17 protein-coding genes are annotated in these 22,961 nt (G+C 47.6%); 12 read left to right on the top strand and 5 right to left on the bottom strand.

Annotation, left to right across the window (positions count from 1 at the left end):
* The first annotated feature begins 21 nt into the window (after positions 1–21).
* Complete coding sequence (locus tag IY568_RS14580; RefSeq protein ID WP_194867970.1) at positions 22–2,742, top strand: methyl-accepting chemotaxis protein; 2,721 nt, start codon at positions 22–24, stop codon at positions 2,740–2,742.
* Here the strand turns inward: IY568_RS14580 and IY568_RS14585 are convergent.
* The 3 genes from IY568_RS14585 to IY568_RS14595 form a co-directional block, all read right to left on the bottom strand.
* Positions 2,739–3,824 (bottom strand): hypothetical protein, encoded by a 1,086-nt coding sequence (locus tag IY568_RS14585; protein ID WP_138538565.1) that lies wholly within the window; start codon positions 3,822–3,824, stop codon positions 2,739–2,741. The genes IY568_RS14580 and IY568_RS14585 overlap by 4 nt on opposite strands.
* A gap of 148 nt (positions 3,825–3,972) precedes the next feature.
* Positions 3,973–4,221: a hypothetical protein gene (locus IY568_RS14590; RefSeq protein ID WP_010384156.1), complete on the bottom strand. Its 249-nt coding sequence runs from the start codon at positions 4,219–4,221 to the stop codon at positions 3,973–3,975.
* An 82-nt stretch (positions 4,222–4,303) separates the two neighbouring features.
* On the bottom strand, positions 4,304–6,184 hold the full coding sequence (locus IY568_RS14595) for a monovalent cation:proton antiporter-2 (CPA2) family protein (protein WP_125562901.1): 1,881 nt from the start codon (positions 6,182–6,184) through the stop codon (positions 4,304–4,306).
* Between the two features lie 327 nt (positions 6,185–6,511).
* On the opposite strand from IY568_RS14595, the gene IY568_RS14600 reads away from it, so the two are divergent.
* The 3 genes from IY568_RS14600 (at position 6,512) to IY568_RS14610 (ending at position 10,906) form a co-directional block, all read left to right on the top strand.
* Positions 6,512–7,693: an acyltransferase family protein gene (locus IY568_RS14600; RefSeq protein WP_194867971.1), complete on the top strand. Its 1,182-nt coding sequence runs from the start codon at positions 6,512–6,514 to the stop codon at positions 7,691–7,693.
* 265 nt (positions 7,694–7,958) lie between these two features.
* A complete protein-coding gene (locus tag IY568_RS14605) occupies positions 7,959–9,704 on the top strand; it encodes a hypothetical protein (protein WP_194867972.1) in 1,746 nt (581 codons plus the stop codon).
* A gap of 311 nt (positions 9,705–10,015) precedes the next feature.
* On the top strand, positions 10,016–10,906 hold the full coding sequence (locus IY568_RS14610; protein WP_194867973.1) for a DUF2306 domain-containing protein: 891 nt from the start codon (positions 10,016–10,018) through the stop codon (positions 10,904–10,906).
* Positions 10,907–10,990: 84 nt separating this feature from the next.
* Here the strand turns inward: IY568_RS14610 and IY568_RS14615 are convergent, their stop codons facing one another.
* Positions 10,991–13,060 (bottom strand): alpha/beta hydrolase family protein, encoded by a 2,070-nt coding sequence (locus IY568_RS14615; RefSeq protein ID WP_228553356.1) that lies wholly within the window; start codon positions 13,058–13,060, stop codon positions 10,991–10,993.
* 138 nt (positions 13,061–13,198) lie between these two features.
* On the opposite strand from IY568_RS14615, the gene IY568_RS14620 reads away from it, so the two are divergent.
* Both IY568_RS14620 and IY568_RS14625 read left to right on the top strand, forming a co-directional pair.
* Positions 13,199–13,714 carry a hypothetical protein gene (locus tag IY568_RS14620; protein WP_125562909.1) on the top strand — a complete coding sequence of 172 codons (516 nt, stop codon included), beginning with the start codon at positions 13,199–13,201 and terminating at the stop codon, positions 13,712–13,714.
* Positions 13,715–13,717: 3 nt separating this feature from the next.
* On the top strand, positions 13,718–13,930 hold the full coding sequence (locus IY568_RS14625; protein ID WP_010384149.1) for a helix-turn-helix domain-containing protein: 213 nt from the start codon (positions 13,718–13,720) through the stop codon (positions 13,928–13,930).
* A gap of 49 nt (positions 13,931–13,979) precedes the next feature.
* Here the strand turns inward: IY568_RS14625 and IY568_RS14630 are convergent, their stop codons facing one another.
* On the bottom strand, positions 13,980–14,774 hold the full coding sequence (locus IY568_RS14630; RefSeq protein ID WP_125562911.1) for a putative porin: 795 nt from the start codon (positions 14,772–14,774) through the stop codon (positions 13,980–13,982).
* A gap of 170 nt (positions 14,775–14,944) precedes the next feature.
* On the opposite strand from IY568_RS14630, the gene IY568_RS14635 reads away from it, so the two are divergent.
* The 6 genes from IY568_RS14635 (at position 14,945) to IY568_RS14660 (ending at position 22,808) form a co-directional block, all read left to right on the top strand.
* Positions 14,945–15,616, top strand: coding sequence for a response regulator (locus IY568_RS14635; protein ID WP_125562913.1), 672 nt, complete (start codon positions 14,945–14,947; stop codon positions 15,614–15,616).
* Complete coding sequence (creC, locus tag IY568_RS14640) at positions 15,613–17,061, top strand: two-component system sensor histidine kinase CreC (protein WP_125562915.1); 1,449 nt, start codon at positions 15,613–15,615, stop codon at positions 17,059–17,061. The genes IY568_RS14635 and creC overlap by 4 nt, the downstream gene beginning before the upstream one ends.
* 77 nt (positions 17,062–17,138) lie before the next feature.
* Positions 17,139–18,482: a cell envelope integrity protein CreD gene (gene creD, locus IY568_RS14645; RefSeq protein WP_194867974.1), complete on the top strand. Its 1,344-nt coding sequence runs from the start codon at positions 17,139–17,141 to the stop codon at positions 18,480–18,482.
* 291 nt (positions 18,483–18,773) lie between these two features.
* Positions 18,774–19,097, top strand: coding sequence for a hypothetical protein (locus IY568_RS14650; protein ID WP_194867975.1), 324 nt, complete (start codon positions 18,774–18,776; stop codon positions 19,095–19,097).
* Between the two features lie 139 nt (positions 19,098–19,236).
* The gene (locus tag IY568_RS14655; RefSeq protein WP_125562921.1) at positions 19,237–21,114 is read left to right on the top strand and encodes a hypothetical protein; all 1,878 of its coding nucleotides are present in this window, start codon (positions 19,237–19,239) and stop codon (positions 21,112–21,114) included.
* A complete protein-coding gene (locus IY568_RS14660; protein ID WP_138538556.1) occupies positions 21,111–22,808 on the top strand; it encodes a HEAT repeat domain-containing protein in 1,698 nt (565 codons plus the stop codon). The genes IY568_RS14655 and IY568_RS14660 overlap by 4 nt, the downstream gene beginning before the upstream one ends.
* The last annotated feature ends 153 nt before the right edge of the window (positions 22,809–22,961 follow it).

The following is a 22,961-nucleotide window of genomic DNA, read 5'->3' on the forward strand; positions in this document are numbered from 1 at the left end:
CACTACATACCAGGATGTGATATGGCGCTCTTCGGCTTTTCAAGAACAAAAACAACAGAACCACAAATCACCCTACCGCAAACATTACCTTGGCTAAAGCTCGACCGGCACGGTAATATTCTCGCCACCAGCGAGGCTTTTAATACCGCACTGGCTTTTTCGAGCAGCGCCCCACCCAAGACATTGTCAGCACTGTGCAATCGTCACAGCGACTACCAGACGTTACATAATGCACTGCAAAAACGTCAACATAGCAGCGCGCAGATCTGCACCATGCACAATGTCGAGGGCACAGAGTTTCACGTCTCAGTACAATTGTGCCCGCTGGATGAGTCACACAGCTTTGCTGTGATCCAGGATGTAACAGCGCAGTATCAGCCTTTGGTGGACGCCACTTCAGCCACACAGGCGTTAACAAACGCACAATCCTGGGCAGAGCTGGACCTGCGAGGCACGGTATTGAATGCCAACGAGCACTTCTTATCCCTTGTGGATGCCACAAGACAGCAGTTAGTTAATCAACATTATCAGCAATTTGTGGTCAATGAACAGCTCAATGCCACTTGCTGGGAAGCCCTTTGTGAAGGCCAGACAATTGAGTGTGACCTTAAATGGCAAACCTCGGAGCAAACATTTGCCTGGCTGCATGCCAAACTGGTTCCGGTGCCGGATCCACACCAACGCACAGCGAAAGTCCTATTGTTAGCCAGCGATATCTCAAAGCAAAAACACACAATAATCAATCTCAATAGTCAGATTGACGGGATCCGCAACGCCCAGGCAGTCATTGAGTTTACCCTCGATGGCACCATAGTAACGGCCAATCAAAATTTTCTTGATGTAATGGGTTATCAGCTTGAAGAGATCCAGGGTCAGCACCACCGCCTGTTTGTCAGCGCAAAAGACGCAGCCAGCGATGCATATGCGGCATTCTGGCGGGCTCTGGGTCGAGGCGAGCTTCAGTCAGGAGAGTTTAAACGAGTCAATAAATACGGTGAGGCGGTATGGATCCAGGCACACTATACCCCCTTGTATGACGAGAATGGCCGGCTCTGGAAAATCATGAAGTTCGCCTCTGACATTACCGCAGACAAACTAAAAGCTTTTGAAGCACAGGGGCAGATAGAAGCAATCAATCGCTCTCAGGCGGTGATCCAATTCAATTTAGACGGGACCATTTTAGACGCCAACGACAACTTTTTGAGTGCCATGGGTTATAGCAAAGAGGAAATCATCGGCCAGCACCACAGGCTGTTTGTTGAGCCCAAGTATGCTCAAAGTGAGGAATATCAGCAGTTTTGGCAAGACCTGAAGAATGGCCATTTCCATTCTGGTGAATTTTTTCGACTGGGCAAACATGCCAAGCCTATCTGGATCAGTGCAACTTATAACCTGATTCGTGATGATGAGGGCAAGCCGCTGAAAGTGGTTAAATACGCCATGGATATTACCCATCAGAAGCAAGTCACAGCGGATCTGGAGGGGCAAGTACAGGCCATTCATAAATCTCAGGCGGTCATTGAGTTTGAAATGGACGGCACCATTCTGTGGGCCAATGACCTGTTTTTAGCAACCATGGGCTACACACTAGACGAAGTAAAAGGCCAGCATCACCGCATGTTTGCCACCCAGGAGCAGGCGCAAAGCAACGAATATCAACAATTCTGGGCGCAGCTCAATCGCGGTGAGTTTGACTCAGGGCAGTATATGCGAATAGCCAAAAATGGCCAGGAAATCTGGATCCAGGCAACCTATAACCCCATTCTGGATCAACACGGTCGTCCCGTGAAAGTGGTGAAATATGCCACTGATATCACGGCACAAAAACAGGCTGTGCAGCATATCAAAAACGCCATTTTTGCACTTGAGCAAGGCGATTTAACCCACCGGATCACCGCTGAACTGGGAGAGGACTTCTCAGTGCTGACGCAGGCAATGAATGGTCTGTTCGACAAGCTCAGCGAGCTGGTGCAGACCATCAATAACGGGGCCGCTCAGGTGTTTGATATCGCCCGACAAATCGCCTCCAATAATGAAGAGCTCAATAGCCGGGTAGAAAGTCAGGCAGCCAGTTTGGAAGAAACCGCCGCCACAATGGAGCAACTTACAGCGACGGTGAAAAATAATGCGATCAGCGCAACCACAGCGTCGGAACGGGCTGCCGTTGTCCGTGAAAAAGCACTCAGTGGTAAACAAACCATTGAAGATGCCATCAATGCGGTTGGTAATATTGAAAGCTATAGCCGAAAAATCTCCGACATCGTTGGCGTGATTGATGAAATTGCCTTTCAAACTAACCTGCTGGCACTCAATGCCTCGGTTGAGGCCGCCAGAGCGGGCGAAGCTGGCAGAGGGTTTGCCGTGGTTGCCAGTGAAGTGCGTAACCTGGCACAACGCAGTGCCAGCGCAGCCAAAGAAATTAAAGCGCTCATCAAAAACAGTGTTGACGCCGTCACCGAAGGCAGCAAGTTGGTTTATGATTCTGGCACGACTTTCGATGAGTTGACTCAGTCAATTGCGCAAGTCAGTGACATGGTCTCGAACATTGACGATGCCAGTAAAGAGCAAGCATCTGGTATCGCCGCGGTATGCTCTACCATTGCACAAATGGATGGCATTACTCAACAAAATGTCTCCCTGGTCGAAACCACGTCAAAATCGGGCAAAACCATGGAGAGTCAGGCCCGGGTGCTGACCGATCAGGTTGCCTTTTTCAATCTGGAAGACAGCCGCTTATCTTAGCGGCTGTTCGGTTGATACTCACGAATAAAACTGTATTCAAATTTGCCCGTATTAAGATCAGCGCAAACGGGCTCAAAGCCGTAGCTGCGAATGCTGTCAATTTCTGCGCTGATAGGAGACTCATCGGTCAGCTGAGCCAAGCCGTTAATTAGCATCAATGCCTGGTTTTTATCATAGCGACAACCAAACTCAATGGTTTTAAACAGCTTAGCATAGTCATCACCAAGCTCTGCCGCCTGCTCAATTTGCTGACTTCCCTGACTCCCCCCGTTGATGATGCCGAGAATGAACAAAGCACGGGGTTCAGCCCTTTGCTCCATCAAATGGCTCAGGATGGTTTTCGCTTTGAACTCAGAGTGCACAAACTGGCCCTTATTTCTGCCATATTCATCTATCCGATAGCCGCTAAAATAGGCGTAGGCATAATGCAACGCTTGTCTGGTTGAGAGGGCTTTAAGACCCTGAGGTGTGACGTCAATTTCGTTTTTCTGAGCGCGCAGTGCTCGCTGTTGTTGCTGTTCGTCTAGCTCCTGTGCAATCAATAACTGCTCCGCTGTCGTGACACCATATATTGCCATCAGGCCAGTGGCCAGCGAGGTGATCAGTAAAACGGGTAACACAATGAACCAACGGTTTTTCAGCTTTTTCCGACTTGCATGCTGCTGTTTTTCCGCGAGCTCAAAAAAGGCCCGGTGCTCAGAAAATGGTACCTTTTTACGCGCCAGGTACACACTGGACCAAACACCAGTGACATATAAAATACCCAATACCATCAGCCAGGTATCGTTACTGACGATTAATTCCAATGCCAGGGCCAGAAAAACCAACCAGGTATGCAGTACAAAGGCGATAACACCAAATACTTTCTGATAGCCACGACCGTGAAACCGGATCACTAAGCCGACCAGCACACCACTGACGGTCAGCATCAAGGGACCTAAGTCTGCGTTTAATGTAAAAGCACCAAACCAGGCAAATAAAATGGGAAACACCCACAATCCACCAGCAATCGCTGCACCCAGCGCATTTTGTTTATTGAGCCGATGTTCAACTTTGGCTAGCTCTTCACAAGGAACCTGCATCTGACTTTCCTGTTTTTATTGTAGTTTTGTTTTTTATTATACCAATCCGCATAAAGCATTGGCCGGTGTAGGGGTTTCCCACTGTGGGCCCAGAGGGTGGCAGATGTATACAAACCAAAATGACCCGATACATCTGTTCAGCACACGATTAGTGCGCTTTCTTAGGCCCCTGACGGACAAGGTCCTTACCATTATCAAACACCTCTTGCGTCACCCAGCGACCCAGGATCAACTGATGATTATCATCCAGCACAGCAACAAATGGCCGGCCATTACTATTATTCGTCGCCAACGCAACACCTGCTGCGTTATTCAGACCTAACCCACCACTTTCCACCAGCTGTAAAAACGCTTCCAATTCGTCCAGTGTGCTGATCAATTCTTTATCGTCAATCATGTTTCGTACTCAGTTGTCGCTAAAAGCGTGTAGCATATCAGGTCTGTCACTGTCTGCACCAGCATTGATACGGTGCTCCTCATTAGCCCTGTTTCGTGACGTCATCGCTGCTCTGTCCACTAGTGTGCCCGGCTTGCATGGCTGCTTTGATTGCCTCCTCAGTCTGGATGAAGAGCTTACGAAAATCATGGTCGTATTGCTGGCCATCACTACCATGTTGCCAGGTATCGTAGAGCCGCTCTGATGCGGCCTGCTCGGTTTCCCAGAAGGCCTGTTTTTTCTGCGCCGCAATCTCTGACGCAAAGCCCAGACAGGTAAGCGCCTGTGCCCCCAGGTCGAGCGCCGAATGGTACGTTTCACTGACAATCACATCCGCGCCAGCATGTTTCAATTCGTAGTGATGGCCTCGGTCAAATGCTCTGGCCAGCACTGTCACTCCAGGGTGGCTATGCTTGACCGCCTGCACCAGTGCCTTCGCATTTTCTCTGTCGTCAATGGCAACAACCAATAAGGCAGCTTGCTCAATGCCCGCGGTATGCAGTAATTCAGGCCGTGTGGCATCGCCAAAGTAAGCCTTGACCTGAATGCGGCGCATTGACTCCACCTGAGCTGCATCCAGGTCCATCACCACCGTGTGAACGCCATTGGCGATGAGTAAACGATTAACAATTTGCCCAAAACGACCGATCCCCGCAATGATCACCTGCCCGTGTTCATCAATCTCATCATACCCCTGCTGATTAGTCGTATGTTGATATCGGGGTAAAATCACTTTGTCGTAGAGAATAAACAAGGTCGGTGTCAGAAACATAGACAACGCCACAACCAGCTGCAGCAAGCTCACTGTTTCGGGTGGGATGACATGGTTTTGCAGTGCGTAGCTTAATAGCACAAAACCAAATTCTCCGGCCTGAGACAAACTCAGCGCAAACAACCAGCGATCGCTATTGTGGATTTTAAACACCATAGCGAGCCCCCACAGTACTGCGGCTTTTACCAGCATCACGGTCAGCGTCAGGCTCAGGATCAAAAGTAAGTGCTCAGAGAGTATGGCAAAATTGATCCCTGCCCCCACCGTAATGAAAAACAGCCCCAGCAACAGACCTTTAAAAGGCTCTATATTTGATTCAAGCTCATGACGGAATTCGCTGTTCGCCAGCACCACGCCGGCCAGAAAAGTCCCCAGTGCCGGAGACAGCCCAACCAGACTCATCAAAGTCGCGATGCCAATCACAAGTAACAACGCAGTTGCGACAAAGATTTCCCGTAACCCGGAGTTAGCAACATAATGGAACAAGGGACGACTCAGATAATGACCTATCACAACCACACCGGCGATACTGGCAAAAATAGCCCCCGCGTAGGCCCAGGTCGGCAAACCTGCAACCAGACTCAATGTTTCATGATGTTCCGCTGTGGTTTGCAGCGCTTGCGCTGCACTCATTAACTCAGGTAAGGCCAAAACAGGGATAAATGCCAGTATCGGTATCACAGCGATGTCCTGCATCAGTAACACAGAAAACGCATTTTGCCCGCCCTCGGTTTTCGTCAGACCTTTCTCATTCAATGTTTGCAGCACAATGGCTGTCGACGACAAAGAAAAGACCAGACCAATTGCCACCGCAATGGAAAGTGGCTGACCCAGTAGCCAGGCTATAAAAGCAAGCAAAAGAGCACTTGCAATCACCTGCAAGCCGCCGAGCCCAAGCAGTCTGTGACGCATTTTCCACAGCATCTGAGGGTGTAACTCCAGCCCCACCAAAAACAACATCATCACCACGCCGAACTCAGCAAAATGCTGTATTGTCACCGTTTCTTTACCGACGATACCTGCCACAGGGCCAATCAGCACACCCGCTATCAGGTAACCCAATACGGAGCCAAGCCCCAAGCGTTTTGCCAGTGGCACCATCACCACCGCTGCAGCCAGATAAATAAAAGCCTGAATAAAATAACCGGTCATGCGAGGGGGCCCTCCAGAATTAGGCACAATGACATCAAACAGCTATCGCAGCCGTTGATGGATGGCTGCAGCTTAGGTTGTTGCATATTCAGGTATCTCAATTTTACGAACGGACCCCTAAACTTTAGTACGAAACAGGTGACTGTGCTGACACTGCACACTTCAATCTTGCAAGCACAACGGTGCCTAAATGCCAGTTTAGCTATCCGGACAATTTTGAAACATCCTGGCGCATATTTTTTATGCCACGCGGTGTCCCTAGATCAGTATTCTCCCGGGCTGTTTGATGCTAATCTGTTCACAGTCGCAGCTTTAAGGATAAACGTTATGCACACTTCCCCTCGTTTTCACTACATAGATAACTTGCGCAGCCTGGCACTTTTGTTGGGCGTGGTGTTCCATGCAGCGCTGGCCTATGGCCCTTACTTTTCCAATATCTGGTTTACCGCCGATCCCAGAAACCATGTCGCCTTCGAATACTTTGCCATCTGGTCACACCTATTCAGAATGCCGCTGTTTTTTGCCATCGCAGGGTTTTGCGCCGCATTGCTGATCAGTAAACATGGTGGTAATGCCTTTATCAGCAATCGCCTCAAACGCGTTTTTTTGCCCTTTGTGATATTTTTTCCGCTGACCATGCTGGTACTAATTCATGCACTTGGCTGGGGCGCAGAGATAGTTCATGAAAAGCCGGGCCTGTTTACCATTTTTCAGTCCGTCGAAGAACCGCTCATCTCCACCATGCACTTGTGGTTTCTGTGGAACCTGACCCAGTTCTGCTGCATTATCTGGTTATTACAAAAATATACTCAGGTCTATCAATCTATACTCGCCTTTGTCGTCCGCCCCCTGTTTTTAGGGGTGGCTTTGCCGCTATTGCTCACGTTTGCCATGCACCAACAGCTGGTACCATTCCCGGCACCCGATAAGCTGTATCCGCAACTCTGGTCCTTCGGATTTTATGGCATCCTGTTTTTGATCGGTGCCGGGCTCTATCATCATCATACCCGGGTAGAACAATACGCCAGATACTTTACGCCTTTACTGATACTAGCTTGTGTGTCATTACTGCCTTACTTTTACCTGATGGACCCTCCCCCCTCCATAGAGACCATCATACGAGCAGCGAATACCGGAGACATGACACCTGAGCACATCAATCTCTACGCCGTGCTGGCACAATCGGTTGCCATCGTTAGCTGGACCGGTGTTGCCTTTCTCGCCGGATATAAATGGCTCAATCAATACAGTCAGCTGAACAAGTATATGTCCGACGCGTCATACTGGATTTACCTCATCCATGTACCGGTACTGATGTACATCCAGTTTCCACTGAGCAATACCTCGCTGCCATTGTTGCTTAAGCTCATCATTTCCGTGACCGCCACCCTAGTAATTGGCTTGGTTAGTTACCAGCTATTGGTCAGGCATACCTGGATAGGCATTCTACTCAACGGAAAAAAAGCCAAATCAAGCGCCTCCTCTCAAGGTGCTGAATCTATGTCTTAGAAACACCTAGGCCTGTAATATGAGAGCTAACTTTCTTTTTATCTTGTCATTCAGGTGGTACCAGCCAGACCAGCCTGAGTGTCCTAAGAGCAGCATATTTGCTCTGCTTAGTCGGGCCTATGTACTCAGACAGTAATAAAAAGCAAGTTCCACCTGCACAGAGTAAATATCACACCTCTATACAGGTGCGACTTAATTGTCACTATCACAATTAAGTCGCATCAATGGTAATTAAAATCTAATAACAACGAAACTGAGAAGTAATATGAGTGAAAAAGGAAATCCCCAGATTAGCAGAAGGCAACTATTCGGCTTAGCAGGCATGGCCTTAGGCAGTGCCGGACTGGCAACGCTTTCTAAAGGCGCATCAGCGCAAACAACGGACGTTTCTGCGCATGTACTCTCCTTTGATAATACCGCAGAGATGAGAGCAAGCACTGCGCTCAAAGCCGGAGACACTGTTTTTACAAAAGGATACTACCAGGCCGGTGACGGTGGTCATGCCTATTACCTTATCCGGCAAGGCAGTCAGCAAAACGAAGATAAGGGTAAGTATCACAATTGTACAAACAATAAATTCGCAGAGTTACAGCTCAATGGTGTTGCCAATATTCTATGCTTTGGTGCGAAGGGTGACAATCAGGAAGAAAGTGCTTTGGCGAATCGTCATGCTATTCTCGCCGCAGCCAGCGCGTTACCAGAATCGGGGGGCACCATACTCATACCCAGCGTGGGTACTGCGAAGTACCGTATCGATGCTAACTGGCCAAATCATGGTGGTGTAACCATAAGACGTAGCAATATCACTTTGATTGTTGAAAATGGCGCGTTACTGCACTCATTACACAATGGCACGGGTGCTGATGGACATGTCATTGGGTTCGCTGGCGAAGCCCATGCCCCAATTGAAAACTGCCACATTTGTGGCGGTGGTGCCATTGCAAGTAACACAAGCTCAGGAGTCGGAGCAGAGAATGCGATTGGGTTTACTAACGTCGTCAATTTTTCTTGCGTTGGTATGACAGTGCCACACTCTGTCTTTAAAGGCATAACTGCGCAGGGAAATGTACACAACGGTATTATCTCCGGCAATAGAATCGGTCAGACGCGCTTTGATGCAATTGCCATCGAAACAGACACCCACTTCGATAACGATTACTTTGTTATCGAGAACAACACCATTGAACACGCAGGCGTTGGCTATACGGAACAAAGTCCGGCAGTTGCCGGGATTAAATTTACCGCGGCAAGTAGCCTCAAATCGTTTAATGTGATCACACAAAATAACAGAGTGAAGAAAAGCCTGCACTATGGCTATTCCTACAATTTATGCGACACGATTAAAAACCATAGCGATATATGCGACGAGGCAGGCTTAGATGGGTTTGAGTGGCGGTCATGCAACGACATTAATGCTCATGTTACTTCAAAAAACTCCGGCAGGGATGGTATCAAACTTGATTCCTGTGGTAGCCAGATCAATGTTGAATGCAACATAAGTTGGCCTTCAAGATATGCAATCAACATCTTACGCCCCAGGTCACTCCATGTTTTAAAACCATTTATATCTGGCAACAAGCATCAATATCGTTTAAGCACAACATCTGATCAAACAATAAATACGCCATCCATCCATATTATCCATCCACAGTTTGCGGATAATGCATGGGGCAACAATGGTGGCTATTGGACGGGTGATATCATGCCACATGTTGATTTTGGAAACCGAGTCTCCAGATTAATACTGCCCGAAAGCACAGCCCCCGACGTTACAGCCAGTACACTGTATACCGTCAACAATGAGCGCGGAGTACTAGTTTCAAACCTAACAGGAGCAAATGCACCCGACAAAGAGGTTGAGCTATTTTTCGTCAATACAAATACTACGCTTGAGCATGCAAATGGAAACCTCAGACTAAAAGGTCACTCAAACGTCACGCCACCTGTGGGCGGAAGCATTAAATTGAGGTTCATTAATAATTTATGGCATGAAACCTATCGCAGTTTTTAGTATCGCCTCAGCGCATGCTGTAAAACTAAATTGCTGACATAAGCGCCATTAACCTATTGGTTACTCTAATATAGTAGGGTCAACCAATAGGTTTTTTATCGCCACTAGGGCACACCATAATCTGCATATAAAAAGTAACTCAAAAGCGAAAAGCCACCCGACACATCCACCCATGAAAACCACAACCAATTGATAAGAAGGCTTATTTTTATCTAATGCAAACAATTTGGTATGAGCAGGCCCATTCGAACGACTGAACATCCTCTTCACGGCACACTTGAAAGCATATTCACAGTTACGAGGCCGTCACAATGGACAAAACACTTAATACGACTTCCGGGTCGGAAGCAATTCAAGAAGCAAGCGCAACCACATCGAACAAAGGTATATCAACGCGCACTGCTGGCAAGACGCTCAGTTACACTGCCATATTCTGGTTTATTTCTGTGTTACTCGGGCAATGGTTTTTCTTTTACTACATCATTAAGTTCTACGGATTTTCTGTGATCAATGGCAACATGGAAATCTGGAACCGCTGGGAGGTCATGGGTGCAACCCCTTATCATGTGGGTGACTTTGCCGGTAACCTGGCATTTGCAGCGCACACAATCGGCGCAGGCATCGTTGCCTTCGGTGGCGTATTTCAACTTATTCCTAAAATGCGCAACCGCTTCCCCACTTTTCATAAAATCAATGGCTACGTCTATCTGCTTACCGTCATTCTGTTGGCTTTCTCAGGGTATTACCTGGTGTGGTTCAGAGACGCCAGCCCGATCGAACTTGGCGATATAGGCACCAGCATCAATGGTTCTTTGATCCTACTGTTCTCTTATTTAACGGTACGCAGCGCAATTAAAAAAGACATCGCGAGCCACAGAAAATGGGCTATCTACTTGTTTCTTGTGTCAAATGCGCAGTGGTTCCTGAGAGTGGGCGTGTTCAGCTATCTGGTCACCGGTACCACCCTGGATCTTAATCCCGCATTTGGCGACCCCTTCTTCCCTATGTGGACCTTTGGCTGCTTTTTAATCCCGCTACTGACAGCCAAACTCTACTTCTATGCACAGCAAAATCGCAATGCACAGGTAAAGTTAGCAACCAGTGTCACCTTATGTGTACTCACACTCCTTATGCTCATCGGCATCATGGGCTATACACCATTTCTGCTATCCGTTATGTCTGAAGACCCTATCTCCTTCTGATGCCTCAGTACTGACACAAACACAAAAAGCAGGGCGATGGTATCATCGCCCTGCTTTAGTTTAATACAGCATGTTTAACCGGTGTTATAACTGATTGACATCGACACGCAAAGTATCCAAATGTGCGCTGATGGCTGGATTAACCGTGTTAGAGGTGCCGCCACCCAAGTGTTTAGCAAAAAAGCGCTCCATTGCCACGATAGAGGCCAGTTTATTGTTTTGCTTCATAAACCCATGCCCTTCGTCTTTTGCCAGAATATATTCGAGAGGGTGATTTTTAGCGGCCAGCGCTCTGGCAATATTATCCGACTCAACCTGTGTCACACGCGGATCGTTTGCCCCCTGTACTAGCATCAAAGGCGCTTTGATTTGGTCAACAAAGTTAATCGGTGAACGTGATTCCATATCTGCTCTGTCCTTTGCAATCTCAGGGTCGCCTACAGAGACATACCAGGTCCCCAGATAAGGGCGATAGTGTGCCGGGAAAGACTCCATCAAAGTCACCAGGCTGGATGGACCAACATAAGAAATCACGGCTTTGTATACGTCTGGTGTAAATGTCGCACCAGCAAGTGCAGCATACCCGCCGTAGGAAGCACCCATAATACCCACGCGTTGTTTATCAGCAATGCCCTGCTCTATCAGGTAATTTACACCATCTGTTAAGTCATGCTGCATAGTGCCTGTGCCCCAGTTTTTCTCGCCCAGCTGAATAAAGCGCTTACCGAATCCCAATGAGCCACGGAAGTTAGGTTGTAGCACGGCATAGCCGCGGTTAGCAAAATAATGCGCCACAGGAACAAAATAACCGCTGCTGTAGCCCCACTGATCTCGCGCCCAGGGACCGCCATGTGGCAACACTATGGTTGGCAGGTTCTTATTCAGGTTTTTAGGTAAAGTCAGATATGCCTGGATTTCAACACCATCTGATGCCGTATAAGTAATAGACTTTCGATCTCCCAACAACTCAGGATCAAACCCTGGAGCCTCATTCAACAGACCTGTCAGCTTATCCTGAGTCGGATAATATGCATATTTTTGATCCGGGCGGTCAGCAAAAGACACCGTCAGTAACCACTGATCTTCCTTATGGTTTATTTTATCGACTTTTAATTCAATATCTTGTGAGAAGCGACTCTGTATTTGTTGTAACGCTTTAGCCGCACTATCGGTCAGTGGGTAATTACGCAACTTACCGCCATAATAAGATACAATCAGTGGTTGCCCTTGTTCATCGAACACAACGTGGTGCAGATCCGAGCTTTGCTTGGGGTCAAGGTGAACCGTCTCTGTCGACTTAGTCGCTAAATCCACTTTGATAAGTTCCTGTTTATCGCGTCCTTCAATGCTGCCTGCAATAAAAGCGGTATTGGTTTGCTCATCAAAGCTGATGATCTCCAGGATCTCTCCCGGTTCAGTGGTCATCACCTTGAGCCAGCGCCCGTCTGTGAATGTGTACATGCTTCTGGAGTTATCAGCGTTGAGCGCCAAACCCAGTGCCACCTGACCCGATTTATTCAGCTGTGTCTCAAACAGACTCACGCTGTTAGTCTGAGTTTGTGTCAGTTCGCCCTTATCCACCGTCAGGTGAAAGTAATCAATGCGCTCAGGTGTTACGTGATTGGCGGCGACAGCCAAAATATTAGCATCCTGCTCAGACTGTCCCAACAGCATGTAATCGACCTCATCATTATGCGTGAGTCTCGTCATAGTGCTGGCTGTCAGATCTGTGCTGTTCAGCGCCAGTTTATAAACCTGGCTATTTTCATTGCCCTGATGATCCTTAGAAAACAAGATCTCGTTGTGATTGGCAGACCAAATAAAACTGTCAACCGAATCGATGAGGTTAGTCACAGGTACAGGTTTCGCATCAGGCTTATCGGTAGCCACCACAAATAGATTATGTGCGCCGTTGTGCATTTTCAGAAATGCGATCCACTGGCCATCCTTTGACATCGCAATTGACTTTTTCTCACTGGTGCTGAATAAACTCTCCACATCCACAAATGCCGAAACATGCTGAACCGACTCTGCCTCACTCACTGGCTGCTTGTCGCTCAGCGTACAGCCTGACAACACAGCCGTAGTACCCAGTACGGTACTCAGTGCAACACTCAACGCTAATCTGGTTACTGTGCTTTTATTTTTCATCATGTCACTCCTTCTCTTTGTTGAAAATATCATTACACGGATTTTTATTATTGTAAAACGATAATTTATTTTCTTTTTTCAGAAATTAGTTTCTGTGTGATATGATTCTTATCAAGAACAACATAGAAACATGGGATCTTTATGGTCAAATCGACAGACAAAATTCAGCGCTGGTGCGGCACCTTCCGCGCTGTGGTGTTGGGTATCAGTGGCTTGGTATTTTCGTTTCTTATTTATCACCTGATCATCAATGGTCAGGTACGGTATATCGAAAGCGAGTCATTCAATTTATTGTGGGAAAGTGGACAAGTCAGTCACGGCATGTTGTTTAGTCTCACTCTCCCCTTGCTGGCTGGGATGCTACTCAGTGTGTACTGGATAATCAGGCTATTAAAACTCTTTAGTGGCGGACAGTTTTTTCATAACCACTGCTACACCTGCTATCAGGGATTTATCTGGACAAAAATTGCATTGGTCCTCTATTCGTGTGGCCTGAATTTTTTTCTGGATTACTGGTATCACACGCTCTACCACTCAAATCAGGTGGTGCTGAAAATCCCTTTTGGTGAGCTCACGACGCTCGGACTCTTCGCTGTGGTGGCCTACCTGCTTAAAGCAGCAAAAGAAATCGAAGATGAAAACAAGGAGTTCATTTAAGCTATGGAGATTGTTGTGAACTTAGATGTGGTGATGGCAATGCGCAAAGTGTCATCCAAAGAGCTGGCCAAAGCCATAGGGATCACCGAAGCAAATTTGTCTTTGCTCAAACGCGGTAAGGTGAAGGGGGTACGCTTTGAAACACTGGCACAGATCTGTCGATATTTAGACTGTCAGCCCGGCGACCTGTTAGCCTTTAAACCAGACGAAGCGTGATTATTTAACAGGGTTGCAGGCCGCTGCAACCCTGTTTTATGCGTAGGCCTTAAAATTGCGCCACAAACTGCAAGCTGGTTTCTTCACCCGCATCACGATCTATATATTCAGCTCTTAGGTAGTAGCTGTCATTAAAGAAGTACTTACCTTCCAGTGCTAAATCAGAGTCATAAGAGCCTACGCCCACAGCAATATTACGGTTAAAGTAATAGTTCACCAAAGCATTGGTATACGACTCATCGGTGTATCCTAAATCGACCTCATGATGGGATACATCCACGCTGATATAACGCTCGGCATCCAGATGCATAAAATAACGGCCAGATACCGTGTAATTGTCCATCTCATCATCTGTATCTATAGTTACACCTAAATAGTCGGTGTCATTGAGCTGATGATTGTACTCGGCTTTTAACCAGGTGCTGTCAGCCCCCAGATCAGACTCATTGCGGCGAACACTCAGCTTCAGCTTGTCGTTATACAGATACCCGATCCCGTAAGTGTAATGATCGTCAATTTCACCGAGGTCACTGACTCGACCAACCACGAATACTTCTTTGCTAAAATATCCCTCACCTGCAAAAGAAAAGCGGTTCATGTACTCATCATTGTAGTAACTCAGGCCAACATTGCTGTCGGTATCCAGATAGCCATAGTCGTCCCAAACACCTGAGCTTTGCTGCGGAGCAAAGAAATAACGGCTGCTTATCATCAACGCATCATTATCATACGTACGGTCCTGATCGGTATAAGTAGCACTGTTAAACCATTGTTTAGTCTCAGTAGCGTGGGCTGATGTGGCGGTGATGACGGCAAGTGCCGCAAGTGTGAATAGCTTTTTCATAAAAAACCTTTATTTCCATATAGTAAAGCAGTATTGCTCACCACTGTAGTAAGCGCGGCGCATAGTATAAAAGCGAAACTGAATGCGCAATGACTTTCCCCGATTTTACCGAGTTTTGCTTTGCAGGTAATATGTTAGCCCGACGCGCTGAGCAAACTGAATTTTAATATATGACGATAGTAATAATTGAAGACGAGCCTGCCATTGCTGATACGTTGGTCCACATTCTTGAAATGGACGGGTTTGAAGTACACTGGTTTACAACCGCCGGGGCTGGCTATGAGTACTTACAGCAACACCCTGCCGAGCTGTTGATCCTGGATGTTGGCCTGCCAGATGGAAACGGCTTTGACGTGTGTAAACAGCTGCGTCAGTTTTCCGCTATTCCGATTATCTTTCTTACGGCACGCAGTGATGAAATTGATCGGGTGGTTGGATTAGAAATTGGCGCGGACGATTATGTCACTAAACCCTTTAGCCCCAGAGAAATGCTCGCCCGGGTCAAGCTCAGACTTAAAAAACTGCATCCACCTGTGACAAATATGGCGACGGAGCAAGTACCAAAGTGGCAAGCCAGAAACTTTGATTATTACTACAAAGGATCGGCACTTGGCCTGACAGCATTGGAATTCAAGCTGCTTGAGGCGCTAATCACCCAGGCACCTCGTGTTCTGAGTAGAACTCAGCTGCTGGATGCAACACAAGCGCCGGCTGACTGTGGTTATGAGCGTAACATCGACAGTCATATCAAAACGATTAGGCGTAAAATGAAACGTTATGACTGTGCTGCGCCATTAAAAACCAAGCGAGGATTTGGCTACTACTTCGAGGATCCAGCGTGAAGGCTCGACACTGGCCACGTATCCCTCTGGGGCTGAGATTTTTCATGCTCTATCTGATCTTAGTCCTGCTAACGACTTATGTGATTAGCAATACAATGCTCAGAGAGATTAAGCCAGCCATACGTCAGGCAACCGAAGAAACCCTGATCGATATGGCCAATCTACTCGCGGTTGTCGTCGCAGAAGATCTGGCTCAGGGCACCACCAGTAACAGTCGCTTAGTTGAACTGATGAAGATATACGGACAGCGAGAAGTCGATGCGGCGATTTGGGGAGTGGAAAAGACCACTATGTCACATCGCATTTACCTCACGGATCATCGCGGTATTGTGGTGGCTGATTCCTGGCAACAAGATGTCGGCACAGACTTTTCGCAATGGAACGACGTATACCTGACTTTGCGCGGAGAATACGGCGCCCGCTCCAGTGCAACCGATCCCGATGATCCTCTGTCAACGGTTATGCATATTGCTGCCCCGGTGATTTACCAGGATCAGATCATAGGCAGTCTCACCGTTGCTAAAGCAAATCGCTCGGTACAGCCATTCATCGAACACAGCCAGCAGCGCATCGTAAAATGGCTCGCTCTGCTGAGCTTGCTCGCACTTCTTATCGGTGCTCTTATCGCCTGGCGGATCAACTCAGCAGTAAGTAAACTCGCTGACTATGCCAGAAAAATGGGCCTGGGCAAGCAAGCCGAAAAGCCCCAATTCAGAGTCTTTTACGAATATCGCCAACTCAGTGATGCAGTGGAACAAATGCGTAATCAACTCGATGGTAAGGTCTATATAGAGCAATATGTTGAAACCTTAACACATGAATTAAAAAGCCCATTGTCCGGTATCAAAGGGGCCAGCGAACTATTACAGATGCCGTTGAGTGATGATAAGCGCCACCAGTTTGCACACAATATCGAGCGCGAAACCCAGCGAATGCAACAGCTGATCGACAGACTTCTGGAGCTGGCCAAACTGGAGCAACTGCCCACTTTGAACACCCGACAATCCGTATCAATTGCATCGCTGCTTAACCAATGCGAACAAATACTGACTCATCGGGTGCTGCAAAAATCGGTCACCTTCACCCTGACACAAGATCACAGACAAGTGATCAGCGGCGACCCCTTCCTGTTACAACAAGCTATCCTTAATCTGCTGGAAAATGCCCTGGATTTTGTCCCCTTACATGGAGAGATATGCCTGTCCGTCACTTCTGCCGGCAACACATGTTCGTTCAGCATTTATAACACTGGCCCCACAATCCCCGATTATGCATTGCCCAGATTATGTGAGCGATTTTACTCCCTGCCTCGTGCCAATGGCGCAAAAAGCACGGGACTTGGTCTCAATTTTGTGGAGCGAGTTGCCAGACTGCATCATGGTGAGCTGACCATCAACAATCGCGCGCAGGGTGTGGAGGCCACACTCACCATTAAAACTCCATAGAGTCTCCACATACCCCCCACTCTAACGCCAATCATCTCGGTTAGCCTGTTAGTACATCAGGCCTAACCGAGAAACTTATGACACAGCCAATTACCGAAAAAACAGGGATCAAATTAGCCATCATCGCTGCAATTATTTTATTGCTGATGATCCCCATCGCCATGATCACAGACTTGATCGACGAACGTTCTGCCTCTGAGCACACTGTACAACAGGAAATTGCCCGCAGCACCAGTGGCACCCAAGCTCTGATTGCCCCCTTTATTTACGCTGAATATGAAACCTCAACTGAACTCGATGGCGTACAGACACGCATAAAGCACCAACGTACCTTACTTCCCGAGCAATTGACGGTACAGGGGACCCTCGACACATTCGAGAAGTACCGCAGCATATACAAGGCACAGCTTTATCGTGCAGATTTAACACTCACAGGCCACTTTGATCCCAAACAGCTGGACGATCTAGCCGATCTTACACCCACCCGAGTAGCCTTAGTGTTAGGGGTTAGCGATATCCGGGGGATTGGCATCAACACCCAAATCTCACTCAATAGACAGACATATACGTTGCGCCCCGGCACCACGTTAAGTGCTATCGAAGAAGGCGTGCACATTACGCTGCCCATCTCAGCATTGCGCGATAAAGACCTGACGTTTGATGTTCAATTCGATTTGCAGGGGATGACTTCGCTGTCGATCGCCCCATTAGGCGCACGTACTGAGGTCTCATTAGAAGCCAACTGGCCACACCCCAGTTTTCAAGGAGAGTACCTGCCAGTTCACTCTGAAATCACTGCAACGCACTTTAACGCCAGCTGGCAAACCAGCTATTTTGCCACCAATATGAAAGAGCTATTTTCGCGTTGTATTTTTAAGCATCAGTGTGCGCAGTTAGAATCACGCAATATGGGCGTGCGCCTCGTGGAGCCGGTTGATCATTACCTGAAAAGCCACCGTGCCACAAACTATGCTCTGTTGGTGATTATTTTAGTGATATCGAGTTTCTTTCTATTGGAGCTCAGTAAGACCAAAGCCATCCACCCGGTACAATACGGGTTTGTCGGGCTATCATTAGCGGTATTTTATCTATTACTGATTTCTCTGAGTGAGCATCTGGGCTTTGGCTGGGCCTATGCCCTATCAGCACTGGCAGCCATCCTGCTGCTGGTAAGCTACATTTGGGGTATACTGCAAAGCGCGAAGCTCAGTGCCTGTTACCTCATTGCGCTGAGTACGCTGTATGCCATGCTTTATGCCATGTTAAGCGCTGAACATTATGCACTGCTGCTAGGTAGCCTGTTGTGCTTTACGGTACTCGCCACGATCATGCTCGCGACCCGACATGTGAACTGGTATGGCACAGCTCAAGCCTCCACTGAAAAACTCCCAGTTCAACACAGCAATTCACCCACTCCATAATCACCAAGGCATGTTGCAGATTTAGTCCGACATCACCAGCTTGTCATCAGTTAACACTACTGTTATGTGATGACAAGCGTATCTGTAAAAGTAATCAAAGCGCTATTAATGCATGAGTTGATGTGACGATGATAGCGGCAAGGAACGCAAATTTAAGTAACGCTCATAAAAGCTCAAACCTCTTTAAAATACAGTAGCTTGATTGCACCACACCAAATAAAATAGAACATACTTCTATTGCTAACCTCCAATAAAAGGTACAATTACCTTTTACCCAAAAAAGGACTAACCATGTTAAAAAAAGCAACAATACTAGCTCTAGCCATCATGACATTTAACACCACAGCCAGTGTAACGAATCACAGTGGTGAAATCGCCAACATGAGAACCTGGGTATCCGGTTCAAATACTTATGGTGTCTGGGTTAGTTTGAAAAACAATCCAAGTATTTGCCCTGGTGGTTTTTACCTGCCTCACACGTCTGACAATAAACAACTGGTTTACAGCACGTTACTCGCAGCACGTCTTTCTGGCAAAAACATTATGATCCAGGCTGCTGACAGCAGCACCTACAAAATTGGCGATCGATGCCGCATTAACTATGTGATGCTTTAAAAAGCGTCAATCTGGGTGTTTTAACTAAACACCCTCATACTTCTCGATGATCCAAATAGCATAACCCCGTCCAAACTCATTATTCCTCCACATTTTTGCGATATACTAAACACTGGGTAAGATTAGATTAGGAAATACAATGCGCCATTTAACACGTGCCATTTTAGCGAGCGCTATGCTCACCACACTAGCGGGGTGTGATCTTGGGGGTGACGATAAACTCCCTATCGTAATCCCGGTTGAACAGAGCAAAAGCAATATTGCCATCACCAAAATATCCACAGGTCCACTAGAAACGCTGGAACCCAATACTGCTGTGCGAGTCTTCTATGATGTAGACATCAGCGGCTTTAAGGATATCGACGTTGACGTGCACTTTTACCTGGTGCATGCAACAGAATTAGACACGTCTGATGGCGAAGAAGCTGAAATCGAAGAAGTCCATAAAGTTGGCGCATTGGAGTTAACTCAGGTCACTGAAGGCAGTCACAGTTTTGAAACGGAAATCACCATTCCGGATACCCTGCTGGGTGGCCATTATCACTTAATCGCACAAATTGACCCACATGATGATCATGCGGAAGACATCGAAGAAGACAACCATCCATCAGTTGATCACGAACCTTTCTCTGATGGCGAGTTCCCATTCGCTGATCTACAGGTACGGGTACCAGAAAGCCATGACTACAAGCTGCTAAACGCGGAATTTGGTCAACAAGCATTGATCCTCGATGTACCAAATAATGCCGATGGTACCAGCGAGCATCATTCTGATCTGGTTGGTTACCTGACTGCAGATTATGAAGGGGGCAATCTGGGCAGCACTGCTATCACAGCAGAAGTTTTGGTAGAGGGTAACTGGCAACCGACCCACTTCTGGAATACCGAAAACGCCGCTTATGAGGCGCAACTAACGCATAATTTTACTGCGGGCTTGCACGATGAGCACATTGGTTTTGATATTGCACTGGATGACGCGCTGCTCACTCAGATTTACCAGGGCTACGACGCGACCCAGGAGCAGTCTTTACAGGTCCGCTTCACTTTAACAGACTTGGCTCAGGATGCCGAAACCATCACAGACAACAATGTGATCGAAACTGAGATCCCGCTGTACTTCTTCACCGGTGACGACACGGACACCGAGCAGAGTCTGGCAAAGCGTGATGCGCAATACGCAGTGGGACTGGCTAATATTAAGCTGGAGAAAGAGTTTGATAAGTCTTATGGCAACAAGTCTAAGTTCAGTGTCGGTGTTGATTTAAGCGGCCAGCTGTTTATTGTGCCAACCGGCGACCCGGGCGGCCGGATCACAGGTGAAGGCGTCGTAGAAGCATATTTCTTTAATGCGCAAAACACCTTATTCAGCATTTCATATGACGGTAGTGCCTATATCAGTGGACAGAACACGGGCTATGCATCTGAAATGATTATCTTCAATAATGTTGCGTTTGAAGATGAGAAATACACCACGAAATATGAAAAATCCTGGGAAAAATCCTGGGAAGAAGAAAAAGTCCTCGCACAGGCGCGCTTTACCATAGGTCCAGTGCCTATGAGTGTTGAAGCCGGTGTGACCGGCAGCCTGGGCTTTGAACTGACGGTTGGTTATAACGCAGAGCTGTATGCCGAAGGTGATTTGTTTCATGTTGACTTTAACGCCTTTGGCCGTGGTGGTGTAAATCTGGGCTTAGTCTCTGCTGGTATCCAGGCGATTTTGATCTTAATCGACAATACCTTTGCCATGGAGTCCAATGCAGGTTTTGCCCTAGTCTCTAACGGTAACAAAGCACCACATATTTATTATGGCCTTGAGCTGAAGAACGACCTGGATGTGATTTCAGGTAAATTTGGTTTATACGCCGAAACCATTGGCGTGAAATGGTGTAAGAAATGGGGGATCCCTTATCCGTGTGGTAAGAAAACCCACCGCTACGACCTGTGGCTATATCAAACACCAAGTGTGTATAACAAATCCTGGACTTTGTACTCCAAAGAGGACGAAATCGAACTATGACCCCGTGTCGATTGACTCTGCTTGCAGCGCCCTGGGTGGCGCTGACAAGCGCTCAGGTAATGGCTGGCACACTGTGCCAGCCGCAATACCAGTTTGACATCAAAAGCCAAACCTCTTTTGACTATGTTAAGCTGCAAAGTGCTCCACAAACTTCTATGGTGCATTTACGCGGTAAACTGTCGCTTAAACCGGCGCAAAAAGGTGATGAACGAAACTGGTGGGCGATTAAAGCCGATCAGGTCGCTGCGGTTCAGGGCAAAGAACGTATGCCTTTGCCCAGTTATGAACACCCGTTTGCCTTTAAACTCACAGACAACGGTCTGATCAGTGACTTTCACTTTGCGGGTGAGCTCGACCAGCAGACTCAGGACAAGCTGAAGGGATTAGCTTATTATCTTCAATATCAAAGAGATATTAGTGAGGTAAGTAAAGAGCCCGACACTCTGGGCCAGTATCAACCCGCTTACCAGCAAGTCGATAAGCAGTTAAAAATGGTCAAACGACATTACAGCGACTTCGATAGCACTCAGCTGACGACCTTTAACCGTATCGACGTACTCGATTCTGCACACCTGATCACCCCAGATAGCTGCTTTTTGGTGCACCGCGAAGGTCAGGAGGCGCTGGCTCTGACAGGCACCGATCTGCGATTTGGCTCGCAACAAAGCTATACCCTGACACAGCTTAGCCAGCCTTATAACAGTGCCTTGTACGAGTTGGGTACCGACCTGACGACCTGGCAACCTACCCCAGCCGAGCTCAGCGAAGCCGAAAAGGCACGTCTCGCAGCTGAACTACAACAGCTGATCACCGGTCAGGATATCACGCAAATAGACGCACATACGCTGTCAATCTTGCTGAAAAAGTACGACGCTGTCATAGGCACTTTGTCCCCGTTGATGCTTTCAGGCACACTCAGCGACAAAGCTCAGATGCGCCTGTTCAATGCATTAGGACAGCTAGATTCTGCCTCCAGCCAGCAGTTACTCAGCCAGCTGTTACAGGCTGAGAAACAACCTCTTACTCAGTTTCGTGCATTGCGCGCACTGACCCAAGGTCATGCACCATTGTCACAACAAGCCACAGACATGCTACTGGAAATGCTAACAAATGGATTCAGCACCTTAGATGCCGAAGTCGAGTCCAGTTTCTATATGACATTAGGCACCTTACTCAACAACCGCAGTGCATCAGATACCGCTATGCAGCTAAGTCAGGCAATCACTGAACAAATCACGCTGGGTGACAACGAGGGTAAAACTGCCAACCTCATCACCGCTTTAGGGAACAGCCGTGATCCCCAGCATGAATCGCTGCTCAATGCGCATCTGTCTGACAGCAGTGCCCGTATTGAGAAAGCCTCTATCCGTGCGCTGGGCATGATGCAAACCGACACGGCTTATCAAAATCTGGAACAACACTTTTTTAATGCCCCAGCGCGCAACAAGAAAGCGCTGATCAGTGCACTAGGGAATTACCAGATGAGTGCTAAAACCAGTGACACCGTACTTAATATGGCGGTGAATGATCAGGATGATGCGATTCGTCTGGCCGCTATCAAAGCATTAGCGACTCAACAGCAAAAAGACGGCATCAAACCCGTGTTGCGTCAGGCGTTGAAAAACGAAACCTCGCGACGCAACTTTAAAGCCATCATTAAGTTGTTACACAGTGAAGAACACAAGGCGCAATAGCGCCTTTTGTTCACTGCTCCAGCCAAGCCACGATACCATACCGCACTTCCCTGCCGTACAAGTTTTCTGACCTTTCACTTCCCAAAGCTGCCTTTTTAATAATCCGACATATACAAGCATACTAAGCACTTTCACAACCCAAGTTACTTATGT

It is taken from the genome of Pseudoalteromonas sp. PPB1 (assembly GCF_015356275.1).
In the GTDB taxonomy this organism is placed as follows: Bacteria; Pseudomonadota; Gammaproteobacteria; order Enterobacterales; family Alteromonadaceae; genus Pseudoalteromonas; species Pseudoalteromonas rubra_D.

Excerpts from the sequence above, each read along its gene's own strand:
- IY568_RS14580 (WP_194867970.1), top strand. The coding sequence starts at position 22 with ATGGCGCTCTTCGGCTTTTCAAGAACAAAAACAACAGAACCACAAATC.
- IY568_RS14585 (WP_138538565.1), bottom strand. The coding sequence starts at position 3,824 with ATGCAGGTTCCTTGTGAAGAGCTAGCCAAAGTTGAACATCGGCTCAAT.
- IY568_RS14590 (WP_010384156.1), bottom strand. The coding sequence starts at position 4,221 with ATGATTGACGATAAAGAATTGATCAGCACACTGGACGAATTGGAAGCG.
- IY568_RS14595 (WP_125562901.1), bottom strand. The coding sequence starts at position 6,184 with ATGACCGGTTATTTTATTCAGGCTTTTATTTATCTGGCTGCAGCGGTG.
- IY568_RS14600 (WP_194867971.1), top strand. The coding sequence starts at position 6,512 with ATGCACACTTCCCCTCGTTTTCACTACATAGATAACTTGCGCAGCCTG.
- IY568_RS14605 (WP_194867972.1), top strand. The coding sequence starts at position 7,959 with ATGAGTGAAAAAGGAAATCCCCAGATTAGCAGAAGGCAACTATTCGGC.
- IY568_RS14610 (WP_194867973.1), top strand. The coding sequence starts at position 10,016 with ATGGACAAAACACTTAATACGACTTCCGGGTCGGAAGCAATTCAAGAA.
- IY568_RS14615 (WP_228553356.1), bottom strand. The coding sequence starts at position 13,060 with ATGATGAAAAATAAAAGCACAGTAACCAGATTAGCGTTGAGTGTTGCA.
- IY568_RS14620 (WP_125562909.1), top strand. The coding sequence starts at position 13,199 with ATGGTCAAATCGACAGACAAAATTCAGCGCTGGTGCGGCACCTTCCGC.
- IY568_RS14625 (WP_010384149.1), top strand. The coding sequence starts at position 13,718 with ATGGAGATTGTTGTGAACTTAGATGTGGTGATGGCAATGCGCAAAGTG.
- IY568_RS14630 (WP_125562911.1), bottom strand. The coding sequence starts at position 14,774 with ATGAAAAAGCTATTCACACTTGCGGCACTTGCCGTCATCACCGCCACA.
- IY568_RS14635 (WP_125562913.1), top strand. The coding sequence starts at position 14,945 with ATGACGATAGTAATAATTGAAGACGAGCCTGCCATTGCTGATACGTTG.
- creD (WP_194867974.1), top strand. The coding sequence starts at position 17,139 with ATGACACAGCCAATTACCGAAAAAACAGGGATCAAATTAGCCATCATC.
- IY568_RS14650 (WP_194867975.1), top strand. The coding sequence starts at position 18,774 with ATGTTAAAAAAAGCAACAATACTAGCTCTAGCCATCATGACATTTAAC.
- IY568_RS14655 (WP_125562921.1), top strand. The coding sequence starts at position 19,237 with ATGCGCCATTTAACACGTGCCATTTTAGCGAGCGCTATGCTCACCACA.
- IY568_RS14660 (WP_138538556.1), top strand. The coding sequence starts at position 21,111 with ATGACCCCGTGTCGATTGACTCTGCTTGCAGCGCCCTGGGTGGCGCTG.